Annotated in this window: 16 protein-coding genes and 3 pseudogenes; 6 read left to right on the top strand and 13 right to left on the bottom strand. The window is 70.1% G+C overall.

Features of this window, described 5'->3' with window-relative positions:
• Positions 1 to 134 precede the first annotated feature (134 nt).
• The 7 genes and pseudogenes from ABD858_RS26095 to ABD858_RS26065 form a co-directional block, all read right to left on the bottom strand.
• Positions 135 to 323 (bottom strand): annotated as a pseudogene (locus ABD858_RS26095) (GNAT family N-acetyltransferase); the annotation flags it as partial.
• A 6-nt stretch (positions 324 to 329) separates the two neighbouring features.
• On the bottom strand, positions 330 to 1,958 hold the full coding sequence (locus ABD858_RS26090; RefSeq protein ID WP_345041883.1) for an IS200/IS605 family accessory protein TnpB-related protein: 1,629 nt from the start codon (positions 1,956 to 1,958) through the stop codon (positions 330 to 332).
• Positions 1,951 to 2,526 (bottom strand): IS607 family transposase, encoded by a 576-nt coding sequence (locus tag ABD858_RS26085; RefSeq protein WP_345041881.1) that lies wholly within the window; start codon positions 2,524 to 2,526, stop codon positions 1,951 to 1,953. Before ABD858_RS26085 ends, ABD858_RS26090 begins: the two co-directional genes overlap by 8 nt.
• A 71-nt stretch (positions 2,527 to 2,597) precedes the next feature.
• A pseudogene (locus tag ABD858_RS26080) lies at positions 2,598 to 2,846 on the bottom strand (GNAT family N-acetyltransferase); the annotation flags it as partial.
• A gap of 362 nt (positions 2,847 to 3,208) precedes the next feature.
• A complete protein-coding gene (rocD, locus tag ABD858_RS26075) occupies positions 3,209 to 4,432 on the bottom strand; it encodes an ornithine--oxo-acid transaminase (protein ID WP_345041878.1) in 1,224 nt (407 codons plus the stop codon).
• The gene (gene ddaH / locus ABD858_RS26070; protein WP_345041876.1) at positions 4,429 to 5,241 is read right to left on the bottom strand and encodes a dimethylargininase; all 813 of its coding nucleotides are present in this window, start codon (positions 5,239 to 5,241) and stop codon (positions 4,429 to 4,431) included. Before ddaH ends, rocD begins: the two co-directional genes overlap by 4 nt.
• Before the next feature lie 121 nt (positions 5,242 to 5,362).
• The gene (locus ABD858_RS26065; RefSeq protein ID WP_345041874.1) at positions 5,363 to 5,863 is read right to left on the bottom strand and encodes an Lrp/AsnC family transcriptional regulator; all 501 of its coding nucleotides are present in this window, start codon (positions 5,861 to 5,863) and stop codon (positions 5,363 to 5,365) included.
• A gap of 258 nt (positions 5,864 to 6,121) precedes the next feature.
• On the opposite strand from ABD858_RS26065, the gene ABD858_RS26060 reads away from it, so the two are divergent.
• Positions 6,122 to 6,895, top strand: coding sequence for a hypothetical protein (locus ABD858_RS26060; protein WP_345041872.1), 774 nt, complete (start codon positions 6,122 to 6,124; stop codon positions 6,893 to 6,895).
• Between the two features lie 100 nt (positions 6,896 to 6,995).
• Positions 6,996 to 7,349, top strand: coding sequence for an ASCH domain-containing protein (locus ABD858_RS26055; protein ID WP_345041870.1), 354 nt, complete (start codon positions 6,996 to 6,998; stop codon positions 7,347 to 7,349).
• A 62-nt stretch (positions 7,350 to 7,411) separates the two neighbouring features.
• Here the strand turns inward: ABD858_RS26055 and ABD858_RS26050 are convergent.
• Positions 7,412 to 8,517: pseudogene (locus tag ABD858_RS26050) on the bottom strand (RNA-guided endonuclease InsQ/TnpB family protein); the annotation flags it as partial.
• Between the two features lie 176 nt (positions 8,518 to 8,693).
• Here ABD858_RS26050 and ABD858_RS26045 point away from each other — a divergent pair.
• Positions 8,694 to 10,076: an FAD-binding oxidoreductase gene (locus tag ABD858_RS26045; RefSeq protein WP_345041868.1), complete on the top strand. Its 1,383-nt coding sequence runs from the start codon at positions 8,694 to 8,696 to the stop codon at positions 10,074 to 10,076.
• 24 nt (positions 10,077 to 10,100) lie between these two features.
• Here ABD858_RS26045 and ABD858_RS26040 read toward each other — a convergent pair whose 3' ends face one another.
• Positions 10,101 to 10,850 (bottom strand): GntR family transcriptional regulator, encoded by a 750-nt coding sequence (locus tag ABD858_RS26040; RefSeq protein ID WP_425586254.1) that lies wholly within the window; start codon positions 10,848 to 10,850, stop codon positions 10,101 to 10,103.
• A gap of 197 nt (positions 10,851 to 11,047) precedes the next feature.
• On the opposite strand from ABD858_RS26040, the gene ABD858_RS26035 reads away from it, so the two are divergent.
• Positions 11,048 to 11,899 carry a (2Fe-2S)-binding protein gene (locus ABD858_RS26035; RefSeq protein WP_345041865.1) on the top strand — a complete coding sequence of 284 codons (852 nt, stop codon included), beginning with the start codon at positions 11,048 to 11,050 and terminating at the stop codon, positions 11,897 to 11,899.
• 191 nt (positions 11,900 to 12,090) lie between these two features.
• Entirely contained in the window at positions 12,091 to 13,149 is a 1,059-nt protein-coding gene (locus ABD858_RS26030; protein ID WP_345041863.1) for a DUF2637 domain-containing protein, read from the top strand.
• A 69-nt stretch (positions 13,150 to 13,218) separates the two neighbouring features.
• On the opposite strand, the gene ABD858_RS26025 is transcribed toward ABD858_RS26030, so the two are convergent.
• The 4 genes from ABD858_RS26025 to ABD858_RS26010 form a co-directional block, all read right to left on the bottom strand.
• Positions 13,219 to 13,680: an ATP-binding protein gene (locus tag ABD858_RS26025; RefSeq protein ID WP_345041861.1), complete on the bottom strand. Its 462-nt coding sequence runs from the start codon at positions 13,678 to 13,680 to the stop codon at positions 13,219 to 13,221.
• A gap of 235 nt (positions 13,681 to 13,915) precedes the next feature.
• Positions 13,916 to 15,658, bottom strand: a complete 1,743-nt coding sequence (locus ABD858_RS26020; RefSeq protein ID WP_345041859.1) for a pyruvate dehydrogenase — start codon at positions 15,656 to 15,658, stop codon at positions 13,916 to 13,918.
• 55 nt (positions 15,659 to 15,713) lie between these two features.
• Positions 15,714 to 17,138 carry a protein phosphatase 2C domain-containing protein gene (locus ABD858_RS26015; protein ID WP_345041856.1) on the bottom strand — a complete coding sequence of 475 codons (1,425 nt, stop codon included), beginning with the start codon at positions 17,136 to 17,138 and terminating at the stop codon, positions 15,714 to 15,716.
• Between the two features lie 107 nt (positions 17,139 to 17,245).
• On the bottom strand, positions 17,246 to 21,013 hold the full coding sequence (locus ABD858_RS26010) for a S8 family peptidase (RefSeq protein ID WP_345041853.1): 3,768 nt from the start codon (positions 21,011 to 21,013) through the stop codon (positions 17,246 to 17,248).
• Positions 21,014 to 21,203: 190 nt separating this feature from the next.
• On the opposite strand from ABD858_RS26010, the gene ABD858_RS26005 reads away from it, so the two are divergent.
• On the top strand, positions 21,204 to 22,247 hold the full coding sequence (locus ABD858_RS26005) for a helix-turn-helix domain-containing protein (RefSeq protein WP_345041851.1): 1,044 nt from the start codon (positions 21,204 to 21,206) through the stop codon (positions 22,245 to 22,247).
• The last annotated feature ends 64 nt before the right edge of the window (positions 22,248 to 22,311 follow it).

Raw genomic sequence — 22,311 nt, 5'->3', positions numbered from 1 at the left:
AGGTCGGCGGCGGTGTTGGCGCCGGCGTTGCCCGGCCCCGGGCCGTCGGTCCGGACCACGTCGGGCGCTCACATCTCCCTGTCCCACTCGCCGTGCGGGCCCGGCGGCGCGCGATCCGGCCGGATCGGGCCTTGTCAGGCGAGTCGCAAGTCGACCCAGGGGATGGTGTCCCCCGGCAGCAGATAACGCTCGGTCTCGACGAATCCGTGCTTCAGCGCGAACCTCAGCCCGTCCTCGTTGGAGGACAGGACGACGGTCTCGATCGCCTCGGCACCCAGCTCCCGCGCCCGGTCGAGCCCGCGCGCATAGATTTCCTCACCGAACCGTTCCTAATCAGTGAGCAGGAGTGAGTCTTGGACCCATACCTGGTCACTGCGGACACCCCGAACGGTTGTGGATGTCCTGGTTGCCCGCGTACTCGCCGCGTCCGGCGGCACGGATCGTGTCCGTGGTCCGGGGATGCGGGGGCGGGGTCCCTCACGCCCAGGGGCACGCCGGTCGGCCTGGACGGTCCGATACCCGTGCACATCGCTCTGGTGTGCACGGGGCGGTGTCGTCCGTCGCCGGATCGGGTGCCCCTGGGCGCGTCGCCCGATCGCGATGCTCGCCGCATCGTGCCGGGTGGTCTTACGGGTGGGGCTGGCCAGCGGCTTTTGCCAGTGCTGGGCGCCCCACTTGCTGGTGTAGGCCGGGTCCACGGCAATGATTGCGATACCTGTGGCGTCGGCCATGGAGGTCAGCCGGGCGCGGAGCTTGCCGGTCGGCATGCTGGAGATGAGTTGCCGGAATCGGCGCTTGCGCCCGTGCTTCTCTCTGGTTTTCTCGGCCTGGAAGTCGAGGTCTTCGACCGCGATGGCTTTGACGCCACAGGTCTTGGCCCAGTTCAGCAGCCGCGTGAGGGCGTGCCGTACCTGGGCGTCGCGGTGCTGGGCGCCTCGAGACAGGTCGAAGAAGAACCGGCGCGGCCGGCCGATCGGGTTACCGTGAGTGTCGAGGCGCCATGCGGCGAGGTGGTCGGCGTTGGTGTCCACGCCGATCACGCCATCGGCGAGGGCGGCTTCGAGCGGGATGGTCTTGGTGGGAGGGATCTGCCAGGAGGCGTCCACGTACCAGCGCCCGCGTCGCGTGTCGTAGTGGATGCGGTAGGCCACGGCCCGGTTCGCCTCCACACGGTCGGCCCACTCCTGCCCCCGGTGAGGGAACCGCACCTTCGCAGCGAGTACGTACCGGCCGTGCTTGGCGTTCGCCAGGTCGGCGCGCGGGGCCGGGAGCTTGATCGACACTTCGCCCTCGGGCGTGATGCGGATCGTCTCGTTGCCGAACCTTTTCCCCGACTCGCCGTCCGCCTGGAGCAACCAGCGCCCGGCTTCCCACCGCTCACGCCACTCAGCCTCGGTGAGCTGCGCCTTGTCGAGGTTGTGACGGGTGCCCAGCAGACGTTTACCGCCACGCACGACATGCACCCGGCCCGCTCCCCGGTCGGCCCGAACCTGGTCGAGCCGGTCCTCCAGGACATGCAGGCGGCGTGCTTTGTGGAACCACTCCTGCGCGGAGCGGTAGCCGCCCGGAGCCCGCTTGGTGCCCTTCTCCCCGACCGGCATCGACAGCCGGTGCCGGATCGTCGTGATACCGGCTTCGAGGGACTGGACGTGCGCGGCCTGGCCGCGCCGGGCGAGCGCCCACTGGTCATGCGTGGCCTTCGTGATCGACCCGGCCCACCTGGACGACGACTCGGCCGTCAGGTCGCGCTTACGGGCCGCCCATGACTCTGTGGAGTGCTCCAGGCCGTCAGCGCAACGCGCCTTGAGGTCCTTCGAGGCGAGCGAGCCCAGGTGCGCACCCACCAAGCGCAGAACCTTCTCATCCTCGGGCGTGAGGTCCCCCAGCCGGGTACGTACCGCCACACCGGACGGGCCGAGAGCGACGAACGGCGCGGCGATCGGGCGGAGGTCAGCCATGTTCGGCGGCTTCCAGTGCCTTGCGGGCGCGGTTCTTCGCCGACCTGCGCCCGTACAGGCGGGCGCAGAACGACGTCAGTACTTCCACCATGTCCCGCACCAGGTCGTCTTCGACCTCGCCGTCGTCCAGTACCAGCAGGCGACGGCCCGTCGCGGACAAGGCGGCCTCGACGAGCTCGACGTTCATCCGGCCGAGCCGGTCCTTGTGCTCCACCACCACGGTGGTCACGTTCGGGTCGGCCAGCAGACGTCGAGCCTTGGAACGGCAGCCGTTCATCCCGGAAGCGATCTCCGCCTCGACACGAACGACTCGGTGACCGGCCTTCGCTGCCCACGCCGACAGCCGCGCGACCTGGCGTTCCAGATCGGTCTTCTGATCGTGCGAGGACACGCGGGCATACAGGCCCAGACCTCCGATGGCCTCGGGCGTGGTGTTCGCGTCGATGTTCACCAGGATCGTGCGTGGCCCGACGCGCTGAGCCGGTACCGGCAACGTCCCCTCATGGAACCAGCGATACGCGGTCTGCGGATGCACGCCCTGCGTCTTCGCCCATTCCGTCAGATTCACGCTCTGACAACGACACACACTCATACATGGTTACGCTCACTTACCCGACTTCCAGGACCAGCAGGTGGAGACCCCCGGCCACGGTGAGCGGGGAGCACGCGGGCGATCACCGTGGCCGTCAACGTCTCGTCCGGCGGGCGCACCGTGCTGCAGCCCACCAGGACGTCGCCGAGGTACGCGACCTCCAGGTGGTTGCGCCGTGCCCGTTCCCGTATCTCGTCCAGGGACAGGATGTGGGTGGGGATGATCGTGTTGTGGACGTACTGCCAGTCCTCGAACTCGGCGTCGGAGTCCGGCTGTTCCATACGAAGATCAGACATGCTGGAAGAAAACCGGGACGTACCCGGGGCGTCAACTCGGTTTGCCCACGGGCACGTCGCCCTCGCGCTCACTAGGGCGTGTTTCGAAAGTGGCGTCGTCCGCCCGGAGGGCGGGGTCGGGGGCGTCTGGTGCGTGCGATCGCAAGGCGGAGGGAGGAGAGCGCAGCGGGCTGCGCCGACGACCGACAACGCGGCGAGCGTGCGTGCCGGGCGTTCCCGACCAGGCGGGACTTTCGAAACACGCCCTAGGAGTGTCCTGAAGATCTTGAAATCGCGCCCGGCTTGCACCGGTTCATGGCGATTGACATTTACCCGCAATCCGGGGCGAGTCAGGCGGCAGGAGCAAGATCTTCATCGGTCTTCTAGGCCAGCACCTTCGCCAAGGAGGCCAGTGCCGACTCCAGTTCCTCCTGCGTGATCGTCAGGGGCGGGGCCAGGCGGATCGTGGAACCGTGGGTGTCCTTGACCAGGACGCCCTCGCGCATCAGGCGTTCGCTGATCTCGCGCCCGGTGCCGATCGCGGGGTCCACGTCGACGCCGGCCCACAGGCCCCGGGCGCGGTAGCCCGTGATGCCCTTGCCGGTGAGTGCGGCCAGGCCGCTGCCGAGGACCTCGCCCAGCTCCGCGGCCCGGCGCTGGAACTCACCGGTCGCCAGCAGGTCGACGACGGCCGAACCGACCGCGGCGGACAGCGGGTTGCCGCCGAAGGTGGAGCCGTGCTCGCCCGGGCGCAGGACTCCGAGGACCTCGCGGCAGGCGACGACGGCGGAGACCGGGACGATGCCGCCACCCAGCGCCTTGCCGAGCAGCAGTACGTCCGGCCGCACGGACTCGTGGTCGACGGCCAGGGTGGTGCCCGTACGCCCCAGCCCGGACTGGATCTCGTCGGCGATGAACAGGCACCCCGCCCGCCGGGTCAGTTCGCGTACACCCGTCAGATAACCGTCGTCGGGAATGACGACGCCCGCCTCCCCCTGGATCGGCTCGATCAGGACGGCGGCCGTGGTCTCGTCCACGGCGGCTTCCAGCGCCGCGAGGTCGTTGTAGGGCACGACACGGAAGCCCGGGGTGAACGGGCCGAAGCCGTCACGGGCGGTCGGGTCGTCGGAGAAGCTCACGATGGTGGTCGTACGGCCGTGGAAGTTGCCGCCGGCCACGACGATCGTCGCCCGGTCCGCCGGTACGCCCTTCACTTCGTACGCCCACTTGCGGGCGACCTTGATGCCGCTCTCCACCGCCTCCGCACCGGTGTTCATCGGCAGGACCATGTCGAGGCCCGTGAGCTGGGCCAGGCCCTCGGCGAAGCCGGCGAGGCGGTCGTTGTGGAAGGCCCGCGAGGTGAGGGTGACCTGGTCGAGCTGGCGGTGCGCGGCCTCGATCAGCGCCGGGTGGCGGTGGCCGAAGTTGAGCGCCGAATAGCCGGCCAGCATGTCGAGGTAGCGACACCCCTCGACGTCCTCGACCCAGACGCCCTCGGCGTGGGCGACGACCACGGGCAGCGGGTGGTAGTTGTGGGCGAGTACCGGCTCTTCCGCGCGGATCAGCTCCGCCGAGGAGCGGGGGGTGACGGTGGCGGGTGCGGTCATGGCCTGATCTCCTGGGTGCAGCACTTGATGCCTCCGCCGGCCTTCTGGAACTCCGACAGGTCGACGGGGACGGGAACGTATCCGCGGCGGGCGAGTTGCTCGATGAGGCCGTGCGCCTGCGGGGCGACGAAGACATGGCGTCCGTCGGAGACGGAGTTGAGTCCGAACGCCATGGCGTCGTCCGGGGTGGCGATCACGGCGTCCGGGTAGAGGCGCTCGAGCACGTCACGGCTGCCGGCGGAGAACGCCTGCGGGTAGTAGGCGATGTTCTCGTCGTCGAGGACGAACAACGCGGTGTCCAGGTGGTAGAAACGCGGGTCCACGAGCTGCAGGCCGATCGTCGGCACGCCGAAGAACTCCTGGACCTCCCGGTGCGCCTCCCGTGTCGTGCGGAAGCCGGTGCCGGCCAGAATGAAGCGGCCCGTCGGCACGAGGTCGCCCTCGCCCTCGCACACCGACTCCGGCTCGTGGACGTCGAATCCGGCGGCCTTGAACCAGTTCTCGTACGCCGCCGTCTCCGGCTGCCGCTGGGGCGCGTGGAAGCGGGAGCCGAAGACCCGGCCCTCCACGACGAGCGCCGCGTTGGCGGCGAAGACCATGTCCGGCAGGCCCTCGACCGGCTCCACGGTCTCCACCGTGTGGCCGTGGTCGCGGTAGGCCTGGATCAACGTCTCCCACTGGTGTCGGGCGAGACCGACGTCGACCTGCGCGTCCTCACGCATCCAGGGGTTGATGGCGTACTGCACGTCGAAGTATCTGGGATCGCAGGCCAGATAGCGCCGGGGGCACGGCACACGGCTGGTGGGCACAGAGGGGTTCCTCCGCTTCCTGGGGGCTCCTGGGGCACTGCAAACGGTAGGAAGCGGAGGACACGGGCGACAAGAAACCACAGCTGCGCATCCACGCAGCGATGCTGCGCAGAAGGGTTCCTCAGCGCGGATTCGCTGCGTCACCGGCCGCCGCCCCGCCGGCGGCCTCGGAACTGCCGGTGAGCAGGTGCGACAGGACCATGTAACTGATCGTCTTGCGGATGAAGGGCTCGGTCCGGATGCGCTCGAGCACCTCCTCGAAGTGCCCGACATCGGTGGCCCTGACATGCAGAAGCGCGTCGGCGCCGCCGGTCACGGTCATGGCCGCCACGATCTCCGGATAGTTGCGCACCACCTCGGCCAGCCGCCGGGGCGGCGCGGCACTGTCGCAGTACACCTCCACATACGCTTCGGTGCGCCAGCCGAGCGCGGACGGACGCACTGTGGCGGTGAACCCTGTGATCAGATCGGCCTCACGCATCTTGTCGACCCGGCGTTTGACCGCGGTGGCCGAGAGGCCGACGGTCGCGCCGATCTCGTTGAAGCTCGTTCTGGCGTTCGCGATCAGAGCCGCAAGGATCTTGCGGTCCAGCTCGTCGAACTGCGCGGGCTTGCTGGTCATGCTCGATGGTCCTTTGCAACAGGCGAGAGGAGGGCAATAGGGCCGCCCGTGCTCGTACCGTACGCAACGCCCCCGGACCGCCGACTCCGCCCCCGCCGCGCTCGGTCCCGTACGGCCGGGCGGCCGCACATGATCGAACCGGGCCGCGGTCACGTCGATTGTGAAATGTTTCACCCATCCCCTTGGCCCGGCGTGCCGATCCGTGCTGAGATTCGCCCACCACTCAACAGCTCGACGGCGTGCTACGGGGAGGGCAAGGTGGCGTATACCGCCATGTCTGGTCACGGAACGACTGCCGGGGACGATCCACTCCAGACCGCGGTATGGCGGCTGCGCTCACGCGGCTGCTGGTCGGATGCCGCGGCCCTGCTCGAGCCGCGCGCGGCGGCGGACGCCGCCTTCGCGGTGCATCGCGCCGCGCTGCTGACCGAGCGGTGTCTCTACACCGAGGCGGGATGGGACGAGGCGGAGGACGCCCTGCGGACCGCCGAGGCACTGGCACGGAGTGACGACGAGCGCGGTGCGGCAGCCTGCGAGCGCGGCTACCTCGCGTACGCGTCCACGCTGCTCGGCGTGCGCGACCGGGCGGACGAGGCGCGGGCCGCCCTCGGCCGGGCCGCCGCGCTGATCGGCCCCGAAGGCCGGGGACGCCCCCTGCTGGACTTCCGGCGCGGCCTGCTCGCCGAGAACCTCGCCGACGCCCCGCACGCCGCCCTCGCCGCGTACCGCCGCGCCCACGCGGGCGCCACCGCCCACGGCGACCAGCTGCTGCTCTCCTTCACCTGGCGCCATCTCGCCGGACTCTCCTTACGCGACGGCGAACCGGCGGAGGCCCGGCACGGCTTCTCGGAGTCCCTGCGCATCCGGGAGGAGCTGGGCTATCTGGTCGGCACCGCACCCGCGCTGGCCGCCCTCGCCGATGTGTCGGACGAACCGGAGGCGACCCGGCTGCGGGGTGAGGCGGTACGACTGTTCCGGCTGCTCGGAGGGGTCCCGACCTGGCTGGCCGCGCTGGCCTCGGCCGAGACCTGATCGAGGCCGGTGTCCCGCCCGGAACACCGCCAGGGCCGGGAGCTTCTCGCGCCCGTCCCCCGCTCCCCACCACCAGCCCCACTCGATGAAGGAGCCCTCGATGCCCGCGCCGGAGAGCGCAGAGCACGCCCTCAACATCCGCAAGCCGTACTTCGACCTGATCGCCAAGGGATCCAAGAGCGTCGAGATCCGCGTCGGCTACGCCAAGATCCGCAAGTTCGCGCCCGGGGACACCCTCCGCTTCGACTCGGGTGACGACAGCCTGCTCACCCACATCACCGCGATCAAGCAGTATGCGTGCTTCGAGGAGATGCTGGACACGGAGGACAATGCGGCGGTGGGCGACCCAGAACTGACCCGCGACGAGCTGCTGGCCATCTGCCGCGACATCTACCCACCCGAGAAGGAGGCCCTCGGTGTCTTTGCCATCCACATCACGCCGTTGGCGGAATGACTCACGCACCCTCCGCCTCTGCTGACCAGCCAGAACGAGGCCACGAACATCACAGGTCTTTGTCAACTACCCGTCGTTAAAGCCGACGGGCTTGCACAACGGGCATCACTGGCGGTGATGCTGTGTTTGCGTCCGGCCCCGCCCCGCTGACGCGGTGGTGGGGCGGGGGCCGTTGACCGGGCCCCGCGTCGCCACAACTCCCACGCGCGGGCGCGGATGTTGCGGGAGCTTCCCCCACTCTCGGCTTCGCTCGAGCGGGAGGTGCCCCCATCGGTCTGCGTGATCAACGAATCCGCAGTTCCGGCATGCGAACCAGGCCTGGGAGACCCGGTTCGCCTTGTCGATGTGCCCGCATTCGGCGCAGGTGCGCGAGGTGTACGCCGGATCGACATGCACCACCGGCACCCCCGCGCGGCGGGCCTTGTACGCGATGAACGCTCCCAGCTGGGCGAACGACCAGCTGTGGAGGGTGGCCCGTTGGGGCTTGCGAAGCCGTATCCGCTCGCGGATGCCCGTCAGGTCCTCCAGGGCGATCCCGCGACCGGTGCTCCCCCAAGCTCTCAACTTCGTTCGAGCAGGGGGGTACCCCCATCGCCTCGGCCACCACATGTTTCGCGATCTTGTGGTTGATGTCCCTCGCCCGCCGCGCCTCCTTGCTCCCACGCTTCTTCAGCCGCCGTTTCGCGGACGGGGTGTTCTTCTTCTGCAGCTTGGCCCGCAGCTTCCGCTCCCGGACCCGGCAGCGGTTGAGCTCGCGCCCGGCCATGATCTCACCGTCACTGGTGGTGGCGATGTTCACGATGCCCAGGTCGATGCCGAGGAAGTCCACCGGATCGCTGTTCGGCGGCGGTTCGGGGACCTCACAGGTGGCGTTGAGGAACCACATGCCGTCCCGGCAGACAAGATCGGACTCACCCCTGCGGTACAGGGCCAACGTGACCAGCTGCTCCGGGCCGGCGGTGAACGCCACGTCCTTCATCCGGCCCGTCACGGTCCAGATCGAGACCCGCCGCTCGGCGATCTGCCAGGACAGCATCCGGTCGTCGTACGGCTGCGCACCCTCCGGCCGGAAGATGATCGGCTTGGCGGTGGCCTTCCGGCAGCGCTTCGATCCGGGCCTGCCCAGGTTTCCGGCCTTCAGGTTCGCTTTCAGCACCGCGTATGCGTTCGCAGCAGCCGCTTCTTCGGGCCACCCCGCCAAACCGAGACGGTCCCCCGACAATCGATTGTCCGCCGGATACGCGAGCACGCCACTGCAGGCCCACCAATCCAAAGGCTCGCCGCCCGCCCACCCCCGGCGTACGCTCGAATGGCGCATGACCGGCACCCCTGAGAGGGGGCACCATGGCGGCACTCGGTATACCGGATGCGGCCCTGAAGAACCTGCGTGCCGGTCTGGCCGGAGAGGCCATCACCCCTGACGACCCTGGCTACGAAGAAGCCCGAGAGATCTTCAATGCCATGATCGAGAAGCGTCCGGCCGTGATCGTGCAGTGCCGGTCCAGCGACGACGCGGCGCAGACGATCCGCTTCGCCCGCCACCTCGACCGGGAGATCGCGGTCCGCTGCGGCGGGCACAGTGTCGCCGGAATGGCGCTCACCGACGGGGGCGTCGTGATCGATCTGCGCCGGATGAACGGCGTCACGGTCGACCGGGACGGGCTCGTCGCCCGGGTCGGCGGCGGCGCGACGATCGGCGATCTGGACCGGGCGACCCAGCCGTTCCATCTGGTGACGACCGGTGGACGGGCGTCCACCATCGGACTCGGCGGCTTCGTGCTCGGCGGCGGCTCGGGCTGGATCGAGCGCGAGTTCGGCCTGGCCTGCGACAATCTGATGGAGGTCCAACTCGTCACCGCCGAAGGCCGGTTCGTACGCGCATCCGAGACCGAGAACCCCGAACTCTTCTGGGCGCTGCACGGCGGCGGCGGCAATTTCGGTGTGGCCACCTGGCTCACGCTCAGGCTGCACGCGATCCCGGCGTTCTCGATCGCGCTGCTGCTGTTCGCGCCGGAGGCGGGAGCCGACGCGCTGTACGCCTACCGCGAGTTCATCGGGCGGGCGCCGGACGAGATCGGCGGTGGACTGATCCATCTCACCGCGCCGGACGAGGAGTTCGTCCCCCGGCACATGGCCGGAAAGCTCACGTGCGCCGTCCTCGTCACGTACATCGGCACGGAGAACGAGATCCGCGAGGTCGCCGCACCGATGCTGGGGCTCGGCCACCAGGGTGAGCTGATCACCCAACTGCCGTACGCCGACCTGCAGTGCATGCTCGACGACCCGCCCGGGTACCGCAACTACTGCTCCGCAGAGTATGTCGTCGGCATGCCCGACGAGCTGGTCCAGCGGTTCTCCGCCCGCGCGGCCGACATGATCGTCCCGTCACGGAGCCGACATGCTCTCTTCCCGATGGGCGGTCAGGTGGCGCGCGGCGATGACCGGTACCCGGTGCCCTGGCGCCGGGCGCCGTGGGCGGTCCACCCCTTCGGGCTGTGGGCGAGACCGGAGGACGACGTGCGCGGCAAGCAGTGGGTCCGCGATGTGCGCGCCGACGCCGCGCCCTGGTCCTCGGGGGCGGTCCATCTCAACTTCATCGGCCGCGAGGGCCAGGAGCGTGTCGTCGCGGGCTTGGGCGAGGAGAACTACCAGCGTCTGGTCGCGGTGAAGACCGAGTACGACCCCGACAACGTCTTCCACCTCAACCACAACATCAAGCCGGCCTGACCACCGGCGCGGAGGCCGGCCGCGTCAGCGGTCGGCGCCCGCGAAGTGCTCCCGTACGAGCGATTCGACCACCACGAGGTCCTGCGCGATCAACGCGTCCAGCAGCGCGGTGTGTTCCGCCGCGTCCGCGACCAGATCGGCGCGGCGGCTGATGACGGGGGCGCCGGCCAACGGCCATTGGGAGCGGCGGTGCAAGTCGCCCGCGATCAGGACCAGTTGCTCATTGCCGGAGAGCGCGAGCACCGCGCGGTGGAAGGCGCGGTCCGACTCCACATAGGCGGCGCGGTCGTTCACCGCGGCCGCCGCCGTGGTGGCCTCGGCCAGCGGACGCAGTTCCACCCAGCGGGCGGCCGGAAGGGTACGGGCCAGCCGCAGCATGACCGGCACCTCGATGAGCGCGCGCACCTCGGCGAGTTCGGCGAGTTCGACGGCGCTGCGCCGGGTGACCCGGAAGCCGCGGTTCGGGACGACCTCGACGGCGCCCTCCACGGCGAGTTGCTGCATCGCCTCGCGCACCGGAGTCGCCGAGACGCCGAAGCGCTCGCCGAGGACGGGCGCCGAGTAGACCTCGCCGGGCTCGAGCTGCCCGTCGACCAGAGCGGCCCTGAGGGCCTCCAGGATCTGCCCGCGCACCGAGTGCCGTCGCACCACCCGCGGCGCGGGCGGCTCGCTGTGGATGTGCTCGCCGCGCGCCTGCTCGCCGCGCGTCTGCTCGTGGATTCGCGGAAGCCCGTACCGCGTCAGCGCGGTGTCGCGCGTTCTGCTCTGCTCCACTCAGGTCCTCCTCCCGTGACCGGCCTGGCGGCGGCCGTCCGGATAGCGCACTTGCTGTGCACGATAGGCGGACAGTAGGACATCGGGGGGTACGGGGGTGTCCCCCGAAGGACAACGACGAACATCGATCATATCGAGTAAGGTAAGGCTAACCTTTCAAAGATAACCTCTCAGCGATCGTGATTCGGTGGTCCCGTATGACCGTCCCCGCCCTGCTCACCGGCACCGTCACCGCCGCCCCGATGGCGGATTCCTATGCGCGCCTCACCGAGGTCTTCCCCGGACTGCGCGTCACGGAACTCGCGGCCGGCGAAGCGGCGCCCGGCGGTGACGGCTGGGTGGCCATGGCGGACCTCGCGGCCGGCGGGTCCGCCCTCGACACCTATCTCGCCCGGGACGGCGCACAGGTACTACGGGACTACGGGCAGCGGGGACGCCCCGATGTGATCGCCGGTTTCGGACTGCACCGCTACGCCTGGCCCGCCTGTCTGCTGTTCACCGTGCCCTGGTTCCTGCACCGCCGGGTACCCCGGCTGCCCGTCGGCGACGTCTTCCTCCAGCGCGCCCACGGCCGTATGGCGGTCCGCATCCGCACCTTCACCTGTCTGCCCGGCGACCCGGCCGCCGCACTGCCGGAAGCCGTGGTCGTGCCGGACGAGGAGGCGCTGCGCGCCGAACTGCGGGCCGCCGTCGCCGAGCACCTCGCACCGCTGCTGGACGCCTTCCGGCCACGCATGCGGCGGGGCTGGCGGGCCGTATGGGGTATGGCCACCGACGAGACCGTCGAGAGCCTGTGGCGCATCGCCCGGCTGCTCGGCGAGGAGCGTCGCGCCCTGCGCGAGCTGGAGCTGCTGCTGCCGGGTGCCATGAAGCCGTACACCGGGGCGCCCGGCTTCCGTGAGCTGGCCGGTCCGCACGGCGAGCCGCTGCCCACCCGGGACCGGTTCACCTGCTGCCTCTTCTACACCCTGCGCCCCGACGACACCTGCATCACCTGCCCGCGCACCTGTGACGCCGACCGGGTGAAGCGCACCGTCGCCGACCGGTGATCGGAGCACCCTTCCGGGTGGTGATATTCGAACTCGACTCACCGTTGCCATACTCCAGTTCGATCAGATCGCAGCCATCCGTACGCCCCGGCGCCCCGTTGGCGTTCTCTTGCACCGAAACCCCCTGAGAGCCCTGGCACTTCCGCCAATATGACGCCGAAAAAGCCCCACTGCGATGCAAGGGACACCGGATGAGACTGACCGACATATCTCTGGACTGGCTGCTCCCCGGCGCCGTACTGCTCCTGGGCGTGACGGCGGCGGCGGTGGTGCTCATACGGGGCAAGCGCGCCGGCAGCCGGTCCACGGCCGATGACAGCTGGGAGCGCAGCGAGGAGCGCCGCAGACGGAAGGAAGCGATCTACGGCATCGCGTCCTATCTGCTGCTCTTCTGCTGCGCCGCGGTGGCGGCCGCGCTCTCCTTCCACGGCCTGGTCGGCTTCGGCCGGCAGAACCTCAACCTCTCCGGCGGCTGGGAGTACCTGGTCCCGTTCGGCCTCGACGGCGCGGCGATGTTCTGTTCGGTGCTGGCGGTGCGCGAGGCCAGCCACGGCGACGCGGCGCTCGGCTCGCGGCTGCTCGTATGGGCCTTCGCGGGCGCGGCCGCCTGGTTCAACTGGGTGCACGCGCCCCGCGGGATGTCGCACGCCGGAGCTCCGCATTTCTTCGCGGGAATGTCGCTCTCGGCCGCGGTGCTCTTCGACCGCGCCCTCAAGCAGACCCGCAGGGCCGCGCTGCGTGAGCAGGGCCTGGTGCCCCGTCCGCTGCCGCAGATCCGGATCGTACGGTGGCTGCGGGCACCCCGGGAGACGTTCGGCGCCTGGTCATTGATGCTGCTCGAAGGCGTACGCACGCTGGAAGAGGCGGTCGACGAGGTGCGCGAGGACCGGCGGGAGAAGGAGCGCAACCGGCTCCGCAGGCGCGAGCAGCAGAAACTGGAGCGGGCGCAGATCAAGGCGATCGGCCGGCAGTACCGGCGCGGCGGCTGGTCACCGGGCCGTGGCGGCGGCCGTCCGGCCGAGGCGCCCGGCATCACGGCTCAAGCGGCCACCGCCCCCACCGTGGAGCCTGCCATATCCGAGCCGGGACAGCTTCCTCTGCGCCCCCGGCCCTCCCTGCCGGCCCGTCAGTCCGCGACGAACACTGAGGCTGTGACGGTCGATCTCACCGCGGAGGACGACACACTGGCCCTGCCGCGGCTCGACTCCTTGGAGCAGAAACTCCAGGCTCTCGAGCGGCAGTTCGGATGACGGACGGCTCCCCCTCGAATCCACCGGCTCCCCTCGCCACCGGCCGCAGCGCCGCCGTCGGCATCCACGTCACTGAGGCGAGCCCCAGCTCAGCTCGAACCAGACGACCTTCCCCGCCCCCTGCGCCCGTACGCCCCAAGCGTCGGCCAGAGCCTGCACCAGGAACAGCCCTCTGCCGTGCGTCCCCTCGTCGGCCGTCGGCATGCGCGGTCCGGGCAGAACGGTCGTGGAGTCCCCCACTTCCACGCGAAGCCTGCTTCCCCCCACCGTGGCGGTGACCACCGCACCCTCGTCGGTATGGATCAGCGCGTTGGTCACCAGTTCACTGGTGAGGAGCTCCGCCACATCGGCTGTCGAAGGACGGTCGCGGCCCCCCAGCATGTCGCGCAACGCGTGCCGCACTTCCGCGATGGCCGGATAGTCCGCCCGCCCCAGCCTGCGTCGTAAGTGGATCCCCTGCTCCTCCTCGGCTCCGGGTCCGCGGTACGGTCGGCCCGCCGTGGGTCCGGCCCCTGCCTGACGCCCTGTCATAACCCCCACCCGCACACCTGGATCCGACTCCTTTGTCTCGAACAGGCCCACGGGGATGCATGCCCCACAAAGCGAGGTGCACGCATGCCAATTCTTTATAAACAGTGGCGAATGGGCCACAAAGCACTCATGGCCGGGGGAGTTCAGCCGATCCGCCGATCCAGGACTGCGGATATCGCCGTAGGCCGACCGGAACGCCACCCGGCCGGCGGACGCACCACGGGTCTCGGCCGGCTCATGGCCTGGGAATATTACGCAGGTTGGAGCGTGCCATCTGGACCATACGGCCCACTCCCCCATCAAGGACCATCTTGCTGGCGGACAGCGCGAATCCGGTCACCATCTCCGCGCTGATCTTCGGCGGAATGGAGAGGGCGTTCGGATCGGTGACGACATCGACCAGGGCCGGCCCCTTGTGCCCGAAGGCGTCCTTCAGTGCGCCCGCGAGGTGCTTGGGTTTCTCGACACGTACCCCGTACGCCCCGGCGGCCTTGGCGATGGCAGAGAAGTCGGGGTTGCGGTTGGTGGTCCCGTACGACGGCAGACCGGCGACCAGCATCTCCAGCTCCACCATGCTGAGTGAGGAGTTGTTGAACAGTACGACCTTCACCGGCAGGTCGTACTGCACCAGCGTCAGGAAGTCACCCATCAGCATCGCGAATCCGCCGTCGCCCGACATGGAGATCACCTGGCGGTCACGGTCGAGGAACTGCGCGCCGATCGCCTGCGGCAGCGCGTTGGCCATCGAACCATGGCTGAACGAACCGATGATGCGCCGGCGCCCGTTGGGCGACAGATAACGGGCCGCCCACACATTGCACATACCCGTGTCGACGGTGAACACGGCATCGTCGTCGGCGAGTTCGTCGAGGACCGAGGCGACGAACTCCGGATGGATCGGGATGTGCTTCTCGACCTTGCGGGTGTAGGCCTTGACCACGCCCTCCAGCGCGTCCGCGTGCTTCTTGAGCATCCTGTCGAGGAAACGCCGGTCCGTCTTGGCGCGCACACGCGGGACGAGGCAGCGCAGCGTCTCCCGTACGTCGCCCCAGACGGCGAGGTCCAGCTTGGACCGCCGGCCGAGGTTCTCGGGACGTACATCGACCTGAGCGATCTTCACATCGTCGGGAAGGAAGGCCTGGTACGGGAAGTCGGTGCCCAGCAGGATCAGCAGATCGCACTCATGGGTGGCCTCGTACGCGGCGCCATAGCCGAGCAGTCCGCTCATACCCACGTCATAGGGGTTGTCGTACTGGATCCACTCCTTGCCGCGCAGCGCGTGCCCCACCGGGGACTTGATCCGCTCGGCGAACTCCATCACCTCGGAGTGCGCGCCCGCGGTTCCGCTGCCGCAGAACAACGTCACCCGTTCCGCTTCATCGATCAGGCGCACCAGCTTGTCGATCTCCTCGTCCCCGGGCCGCACCGTCGGACGTGCGGTGACCAGGGCATGCTCGATGGACTTCTCCGGAGCGGGCTGGTCGGCGATGTCACCCGGGAGCGACACGACGCTGACACCGCCACGGCCGACCGCGTGCTGGATAGCGGTCTGGAGCAGCCGGGGCATCTGCCCGGGATTGGAGATCAGCTCGCTGTAGTGGCTGCACTCGCGGAACAACTGGTCCGGATGGGTCTCCTGGAAGTAGCCGAGGCCGATCTCCCCGGACGGGATGTGCGAGGCCAGGGCGAGGACGGGCGCCATCGAACGATGCGCGTCGTACAGGCCGTTGATGAGATGGAGATTGCCGGGACCGCACGAGCCCGCGCAGGCCGCCAGCCGACCGGTGAGCTGGGCCTCGGCCCCGGCCGCGAACGCGGCGGTCTCCTCGTGGCGGACCTGGATCCACTCGATCGCGGGCGTACGGCGGACGGCGTCGACCACGGGGTTCAGGCTGTCGCCCACCACACCGTACAGACGACGCACACCCGCGCGGACGAGGATGTCGACGAACTGCTCCGCCACTTTCTGTCTGGCCATGACTCCATCAAGGCACGACGGACGCGGTTACGCCTCCCCTGTTAGCCCATCGCTGTCACGCCTCCCAGACGCCGACCGCCGTACGGTCGTCGGCGTACCCCTTCACCCTCAGCTGGGCGTCCGCCAGGAACGCGGCGAGACCCGGCGGCTCGCCGTCGGCCCAGCGCCCCGCGAGCGCATGAGCGAGGGCGGGTTCACCGCGCATCGGATCGGCCAGCCCGGCGCTGCACAGCAGCAGGGTGTCACCGGACCGCGCCACCGAGGCCCGGAAGCGGAACGGCTCGGTGGGCGGGAGCGGCGGTTCGATGTAGGGGCCGGGGGGTGTGGCGATACCCAGGTCCATGGTGAGGCGGTCGCCCTCCGCGGTCTCGGCGTCCTGGGACGGGGAACCGAAGCCGACGACGGGCTCCCCCCTGACGGCAGCGGGATCCGGCAGCTTCGGCTCGATGTCCTGCCAGACACCGTCCCGCAACCGGAACAGGCCCCCGCTCCCCACCCCGAAGAACACCCTGGTCCGGCATCCCGGATCGGCGCTCAGCAGCAGACAGCGCAGATCGGCGGTGTACTCCTCCGGCTCCAGGCCCAGCTCCGCCGCGCGGGCACGCAGCCGGCCGTAGCTGCGGCCGGTGAGCCGGTGCAGGCCCGATTTGAGGTCACCCCTGCGGCCCGCCCTTATGTCCTCGGCGAGCCGCGCGTGGCTGCGGCCGACCGCGGCGGCGATCCAGCGGCAGGCGTCCGCGGCGGCCCGGTGCGCCCCCTCGACGGCGCGCGCCCCGCTCGCGACGGCGACCAGCACGAGCGCGCCGTCCGCGGTGCCGAACCGGGCGGTGAGCAGGGCGTCCCGGCGCGGTTCGCCCCGGTAGCGCGCGGAGTCGCCGCGCAGCGAGGCGGCGCGCAGGGTGTACGAGCCGTACCGGGCGCCGTCCAGCACGGTGTCGGCGACCAGGTCACCGAGTTCCTCGGGCTGCGCCACGGGAAGGGTGGTCGGCTCGGCGTCGTACGTCGGCGGCCGGTCCCCCACATACCCGGGAACCGGGCGCACTGCGGCCGGGGTCTGTGCGTCGCCTGGTGGTTCCTCCGTCACGGGAGGGGTCACCGCGTGGCGGCCGCTCGGCCGGGCCGGCGGGCCGGCGGGGAAGGTACGCGGTCCGGCAGGATCCGCCAGGTCCTCCCGGCCGAAGGCCAGGGGCGGCTCCCAGGGCGCCCGTGGCCGGGGCGGCGCCAGTCCATGAGCAGACGGCCCGAACGGGTCACCGGCACTGTTCGCCGCTCGCTCGCCCTCCACCGCATCCTCCGTGACGCCGAACCCCGATGACGCCGCGTCACTTCCGGTGATCGGTGAACTCACCGCGTTCGCAACGGAGTCGAAGCGATCGTCGAGGGTGTCGCCCGCGTTCGCCGGGCCGGTGTCCGGGACGGACTCGTCGTACAGCCGCTGCCACCAGTCGTCGTCGGCGGGCTTCTCCCCCTGCTGGCTCATGCCCATATTGTCCACCGCACGGGCCGTATGAAAACGGTTCATCCGAAAAGTCATCCGCCGGGCGGCACCACCCCCCACAGGAGGACCGCCCGGCGGATGGTTCGTGGTCAGCGCAGGCCGTACGCGCTCACCACGGTCTGGGTGACCGCGTTGCCACGGTCATCGGTCAGTTCGGTCTTCAGGGTGACCGTCTTACCGGCGGCTCCCGCGTGGTCGGCCGTGGCGGTCCAGCCCGCGCTGCCGTGGCTCACCTTGGCCTCGGTCCAGGTGGTGCCGCCGTCGTACGAGTACGACAGCTTCGCCGCGGTGATGGCGCCCGGCGTGTAGCCGGCGTGGCCGCCGACGCTCAGGCCGATGGTCTGGCCGTCCGTCGCCGCCAGCGTCTTCATCCCGTCCTCCGGCAGGTCGTACCGGGGGAACATGACGGGCAGGCCCTGGGAGTAGACGCCTTCGTCGAGCTTCGAGCGGAACTTCCACGTCGTCGTGATCTGCGTGGAACGCTTCCAGTTCCTGGCCGGGATGCCGAACTTTTCGGTGTACAGCTCCAGTTCGTACGCGGCCTCGGCGTCCGGCACCTCGAAGACTCCGAACGGGTAGGCACGCCGGCCCACCTCGTTGCCGTCGATGCGCAGCCTCACCGTGCCGATGTCACCGAACGAGCCCTGGTCGCCGTGGTGTTCGTTGTCGCCCCAGAAGGCGGTGGCGATACCGATCAGATTTCCCTGCCGTTCGGCCACGAGCCTCGGCTTGCCCTCGTCGTCCAGCGGGGCGGTGGGGGCGAGGACTCCGCCGTACCAGTTCTCGGTGCGCTTTCCGCCCTCCTCGTAGGTGTGCGGCCGGCCGACCATGGACTCGCCCCAGGGGTAACTGCTGGAGACGCTCTGAGCGAAGGAGGTGTCCCCCACGGAGTAGAGCTCGGTGCGCTTGCCGGGCACAGACACGATGTCGAGGAAGCTGAAGACGGAACCGCCGAGCGGCCGGTTGGCGACCACGCCGTCGAAATAGTCACCCGGCGCGCCCATGGAGTGGTACGTCGCCTCGGTGACACCGAGCCGGCTGTCGCGGACCCGGTAGGTGCGGTCGGCGTTGACCGGACCGTCCTCGGGGAAGGCGAGGTTGTAGACGTAGGGGCTCTTGGCCGTGGCCTGCCAGTGCAGGGTCACGGGTCCCGCCGCGATGCGGGCGGCCAGGTCCTTGCCCTCCTCGGCGGGGAGGCCGAGGGCGGGCAGCACCGGGCCGGCGAGTCCGGCCGAGGGGTACCAGCGGCCCGGAGTGTCACGGTAGGCGATGACGGCGACGGCCCCGGCGGTCTTGGCGGCCTGTGCCTGCTTCTGCACGGAGGAGTCGTTGGCCGGGGTCCTGATCAGTGCGATCTTCCCGGAGACCCCGGCGGCGGCGAGCTCCGCCGCCGTACCGGTGCCCGCGTCGACCACGCCTGCGCTGCCCGTGCCGTCGAGGTTCACCGAGCCGACGCCCGCGGTGACCGGGTGCAACTGCGGGCCGCCTTCGACCGTGAGCCGGTCGATCAGCGGGGCGTACTGGCGCCGGTAGCTGCCGAACTCGAAGTCGCCTTCATGCGCCCGGCCCTCGACCGACGCGTAGAGGCCGCGGACCTGACGGCCACCGGTGAGAGTGCCCGCGTGCAGCCAGGTGTCGTCCCAGGAACGGGTGAAGGCGAGCGTGACGCTCCTGTTCTCGGCCGGCCGGTCGGTTTCCACCTCGATCCGGTGCGCCTCACGGGCGTCCAGCACGATCGTGGTGTCCTTCTTGATCTCCAGCTGAGGCCGGCCCAGGTAGGCCATGGAGTCGAGCACCGGGCCGTCCGCGTCCGGGGTGGTGACGAAGCTCGAGAGGAAGTAGCTGCCGGGGCGCACCTGGTAGACCTGCTCGGCGGCCCCCTCGTTGTAACGGCGCTCTCCGCGTGAGTCGTCGGTGCCGATGAGGTCGAGCGAGGAGCTGCCGCTCGCGGGCTTGCCCAGCCGGTCGGTCAGCTTGACCCGCAGGGTGACCGTCTCCGGCTGGACGTACAGGGAGAACGGCGTGGAGACATGGACGCCGCCGGGGCCCTCGGCGACCACCCGGCCGGTGATGTCACCGTACTGGGCGGCCTCCAGGTGCTTGGACGGGTCGAGGGTCAGCGGAACCTTGACCGTCTCGCCGGCCGGAACCGTGACCGTCTTCTTGTCCAGGCGGGCGATGGGGCTGCGCACCACGGAGCCGTCGTTGCCGGTGACGTGCTCGACGGTGAGCGACAGCTCGATGTCGCTCGTGCCGATGTTGGTGTACGGAACCCCGATGGTGGCCTTGTCGGTGCTGTCCTGCGGCCAGTTGTAGGTGCCGCCCTGGACGGCCGGCTCACTGAGCACCTGCTGTCCGATGGCCGCGTCGACGTCGAGCCGGCCACCGCCGGTCTCGCGTACGTCGCCGGGAACATCGGTGCGGGCCGAGGCGACCAGGGCCGCCTTGATCTGCTGTGCGGTCCAGTCGGGGTGACGCTGCTTGACGATGGCGGCGGCGCCCGCGACATGCGGAGTGGCCATCGACGTACCGGACATCGACTGGTACGCGTACACGCCGCGCCCGCCCGCGGCAGCGGCGGAGATCCCCACGCCGGGAGCCGAGATCTCCGGCTTGAGGGTGTGGGTGACAGCCACCGGACCGCGGCTGGAGAACCACGCCGTGGAGTCGTCCCGGTCGACGGCGCCGACCGTGAGGACGCTGGGGGCACAGCCCGGGGAGGAAACGGTGTTCGTCGCCGGGCCCGAGTTGCCGGCCGCGATGACGAACAAGGAGCCGCTGTTCTGGGCGAGTTCTTCGGCGGCCAAGCTCAACGGGTCCGAGCAGTCGCCGATCACAGGGTTGCCGAGGCTCATGGAGACGACGTCGGCCTTCTGGTCGACCGCCCACTGCATGCCCGCGATGATCCAGGAAGTGGCGCCCGAACCGTAGTCGTTGAGCACCTTGCCATTGAGCAGCTCGGCGCCCGGGGCGACGCCCTTCTTCTTGCCACCGCTCGCCGCGCCCGTGCCGCCGACCGTGGAGATGGTGTGGGTGCCGTGACCCTGGCGGTCGTCGACGGTCTTGGAGTCGGTGAAGTTCTTCGACGCCGTGATACGGCCCTTGAGATCGGGGTGCTCGGCGTCGGCACCGGTGTCGAGGACGGCGACCTTGGTGCCCTTGCCGTCGTAGCCGGCGGCCCAGGCCAGGTCCGCACCGATCTGCTTGGTCGACTGCTCCAAGGTGGCCTCGACCTTGCGGTCGAGCCAGAGCTTCTTCAGCCCGGCGGCCGAGCGGGAGCGCGGCGCGGTGATGTCCGCCCAGAAGGCGGCGGCCTTCTTCTTGTCGGCCTTGAGTGCGACACCGTCCACCGGGTCGAGCACGAGCCCGCGCTCTGCGCCGCGCGGGGTGACCGGTGCCGTGCGGGCGACCGGCCGGTCGTACACCGCGATCAGCGGCAGGCTGTCCGCGTGCGCATCGTCGTAGCCCTGGCGGATCAGCCCGGTGACGTTGAACAGTTCCTCGTCGGCCAGGCCCGCGGCGATCGCGTGCTCGACGCCCTCGGGGTAGACGTAGAGGTCCTTCCCGTCCTTGCCGGACCGGCGCGTCTGCACCAGCGGCACGCTGCCGTCCTCGCGCGGCAGTACGGTCGCCGAGGCATGGCCCACGCTGTCAGTGCTCACCAGCACCTTGTCACCGGTGACCAGCGTGACAATGACCGTCGTGGAATTGCCCTGCGCGGCCGCGGCCGGACTGCCCACCAGTGGTCTGTTCGCGGTCGTGTCGTCTTGTGGCACAGCCACGGACGGCGCGACAGCCGTGACGGCCAGGGCGGCGGCTGTCGCCGCCCCCAGGGCCGTACGCGTTATCGGGCGCATCGCTCTCCCCAGGTCGATCCAGCGAAAAAGGGCACAGAACACCCCTCGCCGGAGGATGTTGGTGGTGCGGTGGCGCCACACTGGCAGAGAGACGGGGGGTACAGGGATGATGATGCGAGGCGGATTTGCGTCGTGGCCGTTTTCCGCCACGACACTGCCGGAACCAGAGCGTCCGGGGAGGGGTCGATACGTGCTGTCAGCAGTGGGCCTGAACGAGACTCAGGAATCGGCATACCGTGCGCTGGTCGTGCTCGGCGCCGCCGAGGTCACCGATCTCGCACACCGGCTCGCCCTCCCGGAGGCCGACGCCGAACGCGCCCTGCGCCGCCTGGAGCAGCAGGGACTGGCCGCGCAGTCCTCCGCCCGCAGCGGCCGCTGGGTCGCGGCCCCGCCCGCCGTCGCCCTGGGCGCACTGCTCACCCAGCAGCGCCACGAACTGGAGCAGGCCGAGCTGACGGCGGCTCTGCTCGCCGAGGAATACCGCGCCGAAGCCGCGGAGACGGCCGAGCCCGCGGTGCACGACCTCGTCGAGGTGGTGACCGGGGCGAGCGCCGTCGCCCACCGCTTCCTCCAACTCCAGATGGGCGCGGCCGAAGAGGTCTGCGCCCTGGTCACCGGCAAGCCGGTCGCCATCACCCCGGCCGACAACGAGACCGAGGAGCAGGTGGCCGGGCGGGGAGTCCGCTATCGCGTGGTCCTCGAACGAGACGCACTCGCACTGCCTTTCGGGCTCACCGAACTCTCGGCGGCGCTGCGTCGCGAGGAGCAGGTGCGGGTGGTCGAGGAGGTGCCGACCAAGCTGGTGGTGGCGGACCGCAGCGTGGCCATGGTGCCGCTGACCGGGCGGGGCGCCGAACCGGCCGCCCTGGTGGTGCACGCCAGTGGGCTGCTGGAGTCACTGATGGGCCTGTTCGAGGCGGTGTGGCGGGAAGCACTGCCCCTGCGCCTGGACGCGCGCGGCAAGGTGACGGAGGCACCGGCCGGCGAGCCCGACGCCGCCGACCTGGAGATCCTCTCGCTGCTGCTCGCCGGGATGACCGACGCGAGTGTGGCCAAGCACCTCGGCCTGGGTCTGCGGACCGTACAGCGCAAGGTGAAAAACCTGATGGAACTCACCGGGGTGACCACCCGGCTCCAGCTGGGCTGGCAGGCGTACGAACGCGGCTGGGTGTCCCGCGCCGACAGCGGCGGTGACCTGCGGGACGGGACGCCCTCCGGCACGTCGGAAGAGTGACCGTGCGGCAGCTCGCCCGGCCGGCCCGGTAGACCTGGTGCCGCCTCGCACCGTGCGCGCGGCG

It is taken from the genome of Streptomyces sannanensis, from assembly GCF_039536205.1.
GTDB lineage: Bacteria > Actinomycetota > Actinomycetes > Streptomycetales > Streptomycetaceae > Streptomyces > Streptomyces sannanensis.
The sequence above is the reverse complement of the archived record's forward strand: the minus strand, read 5'-3'. Positions and strand labels throughout refer to the sequence as shown.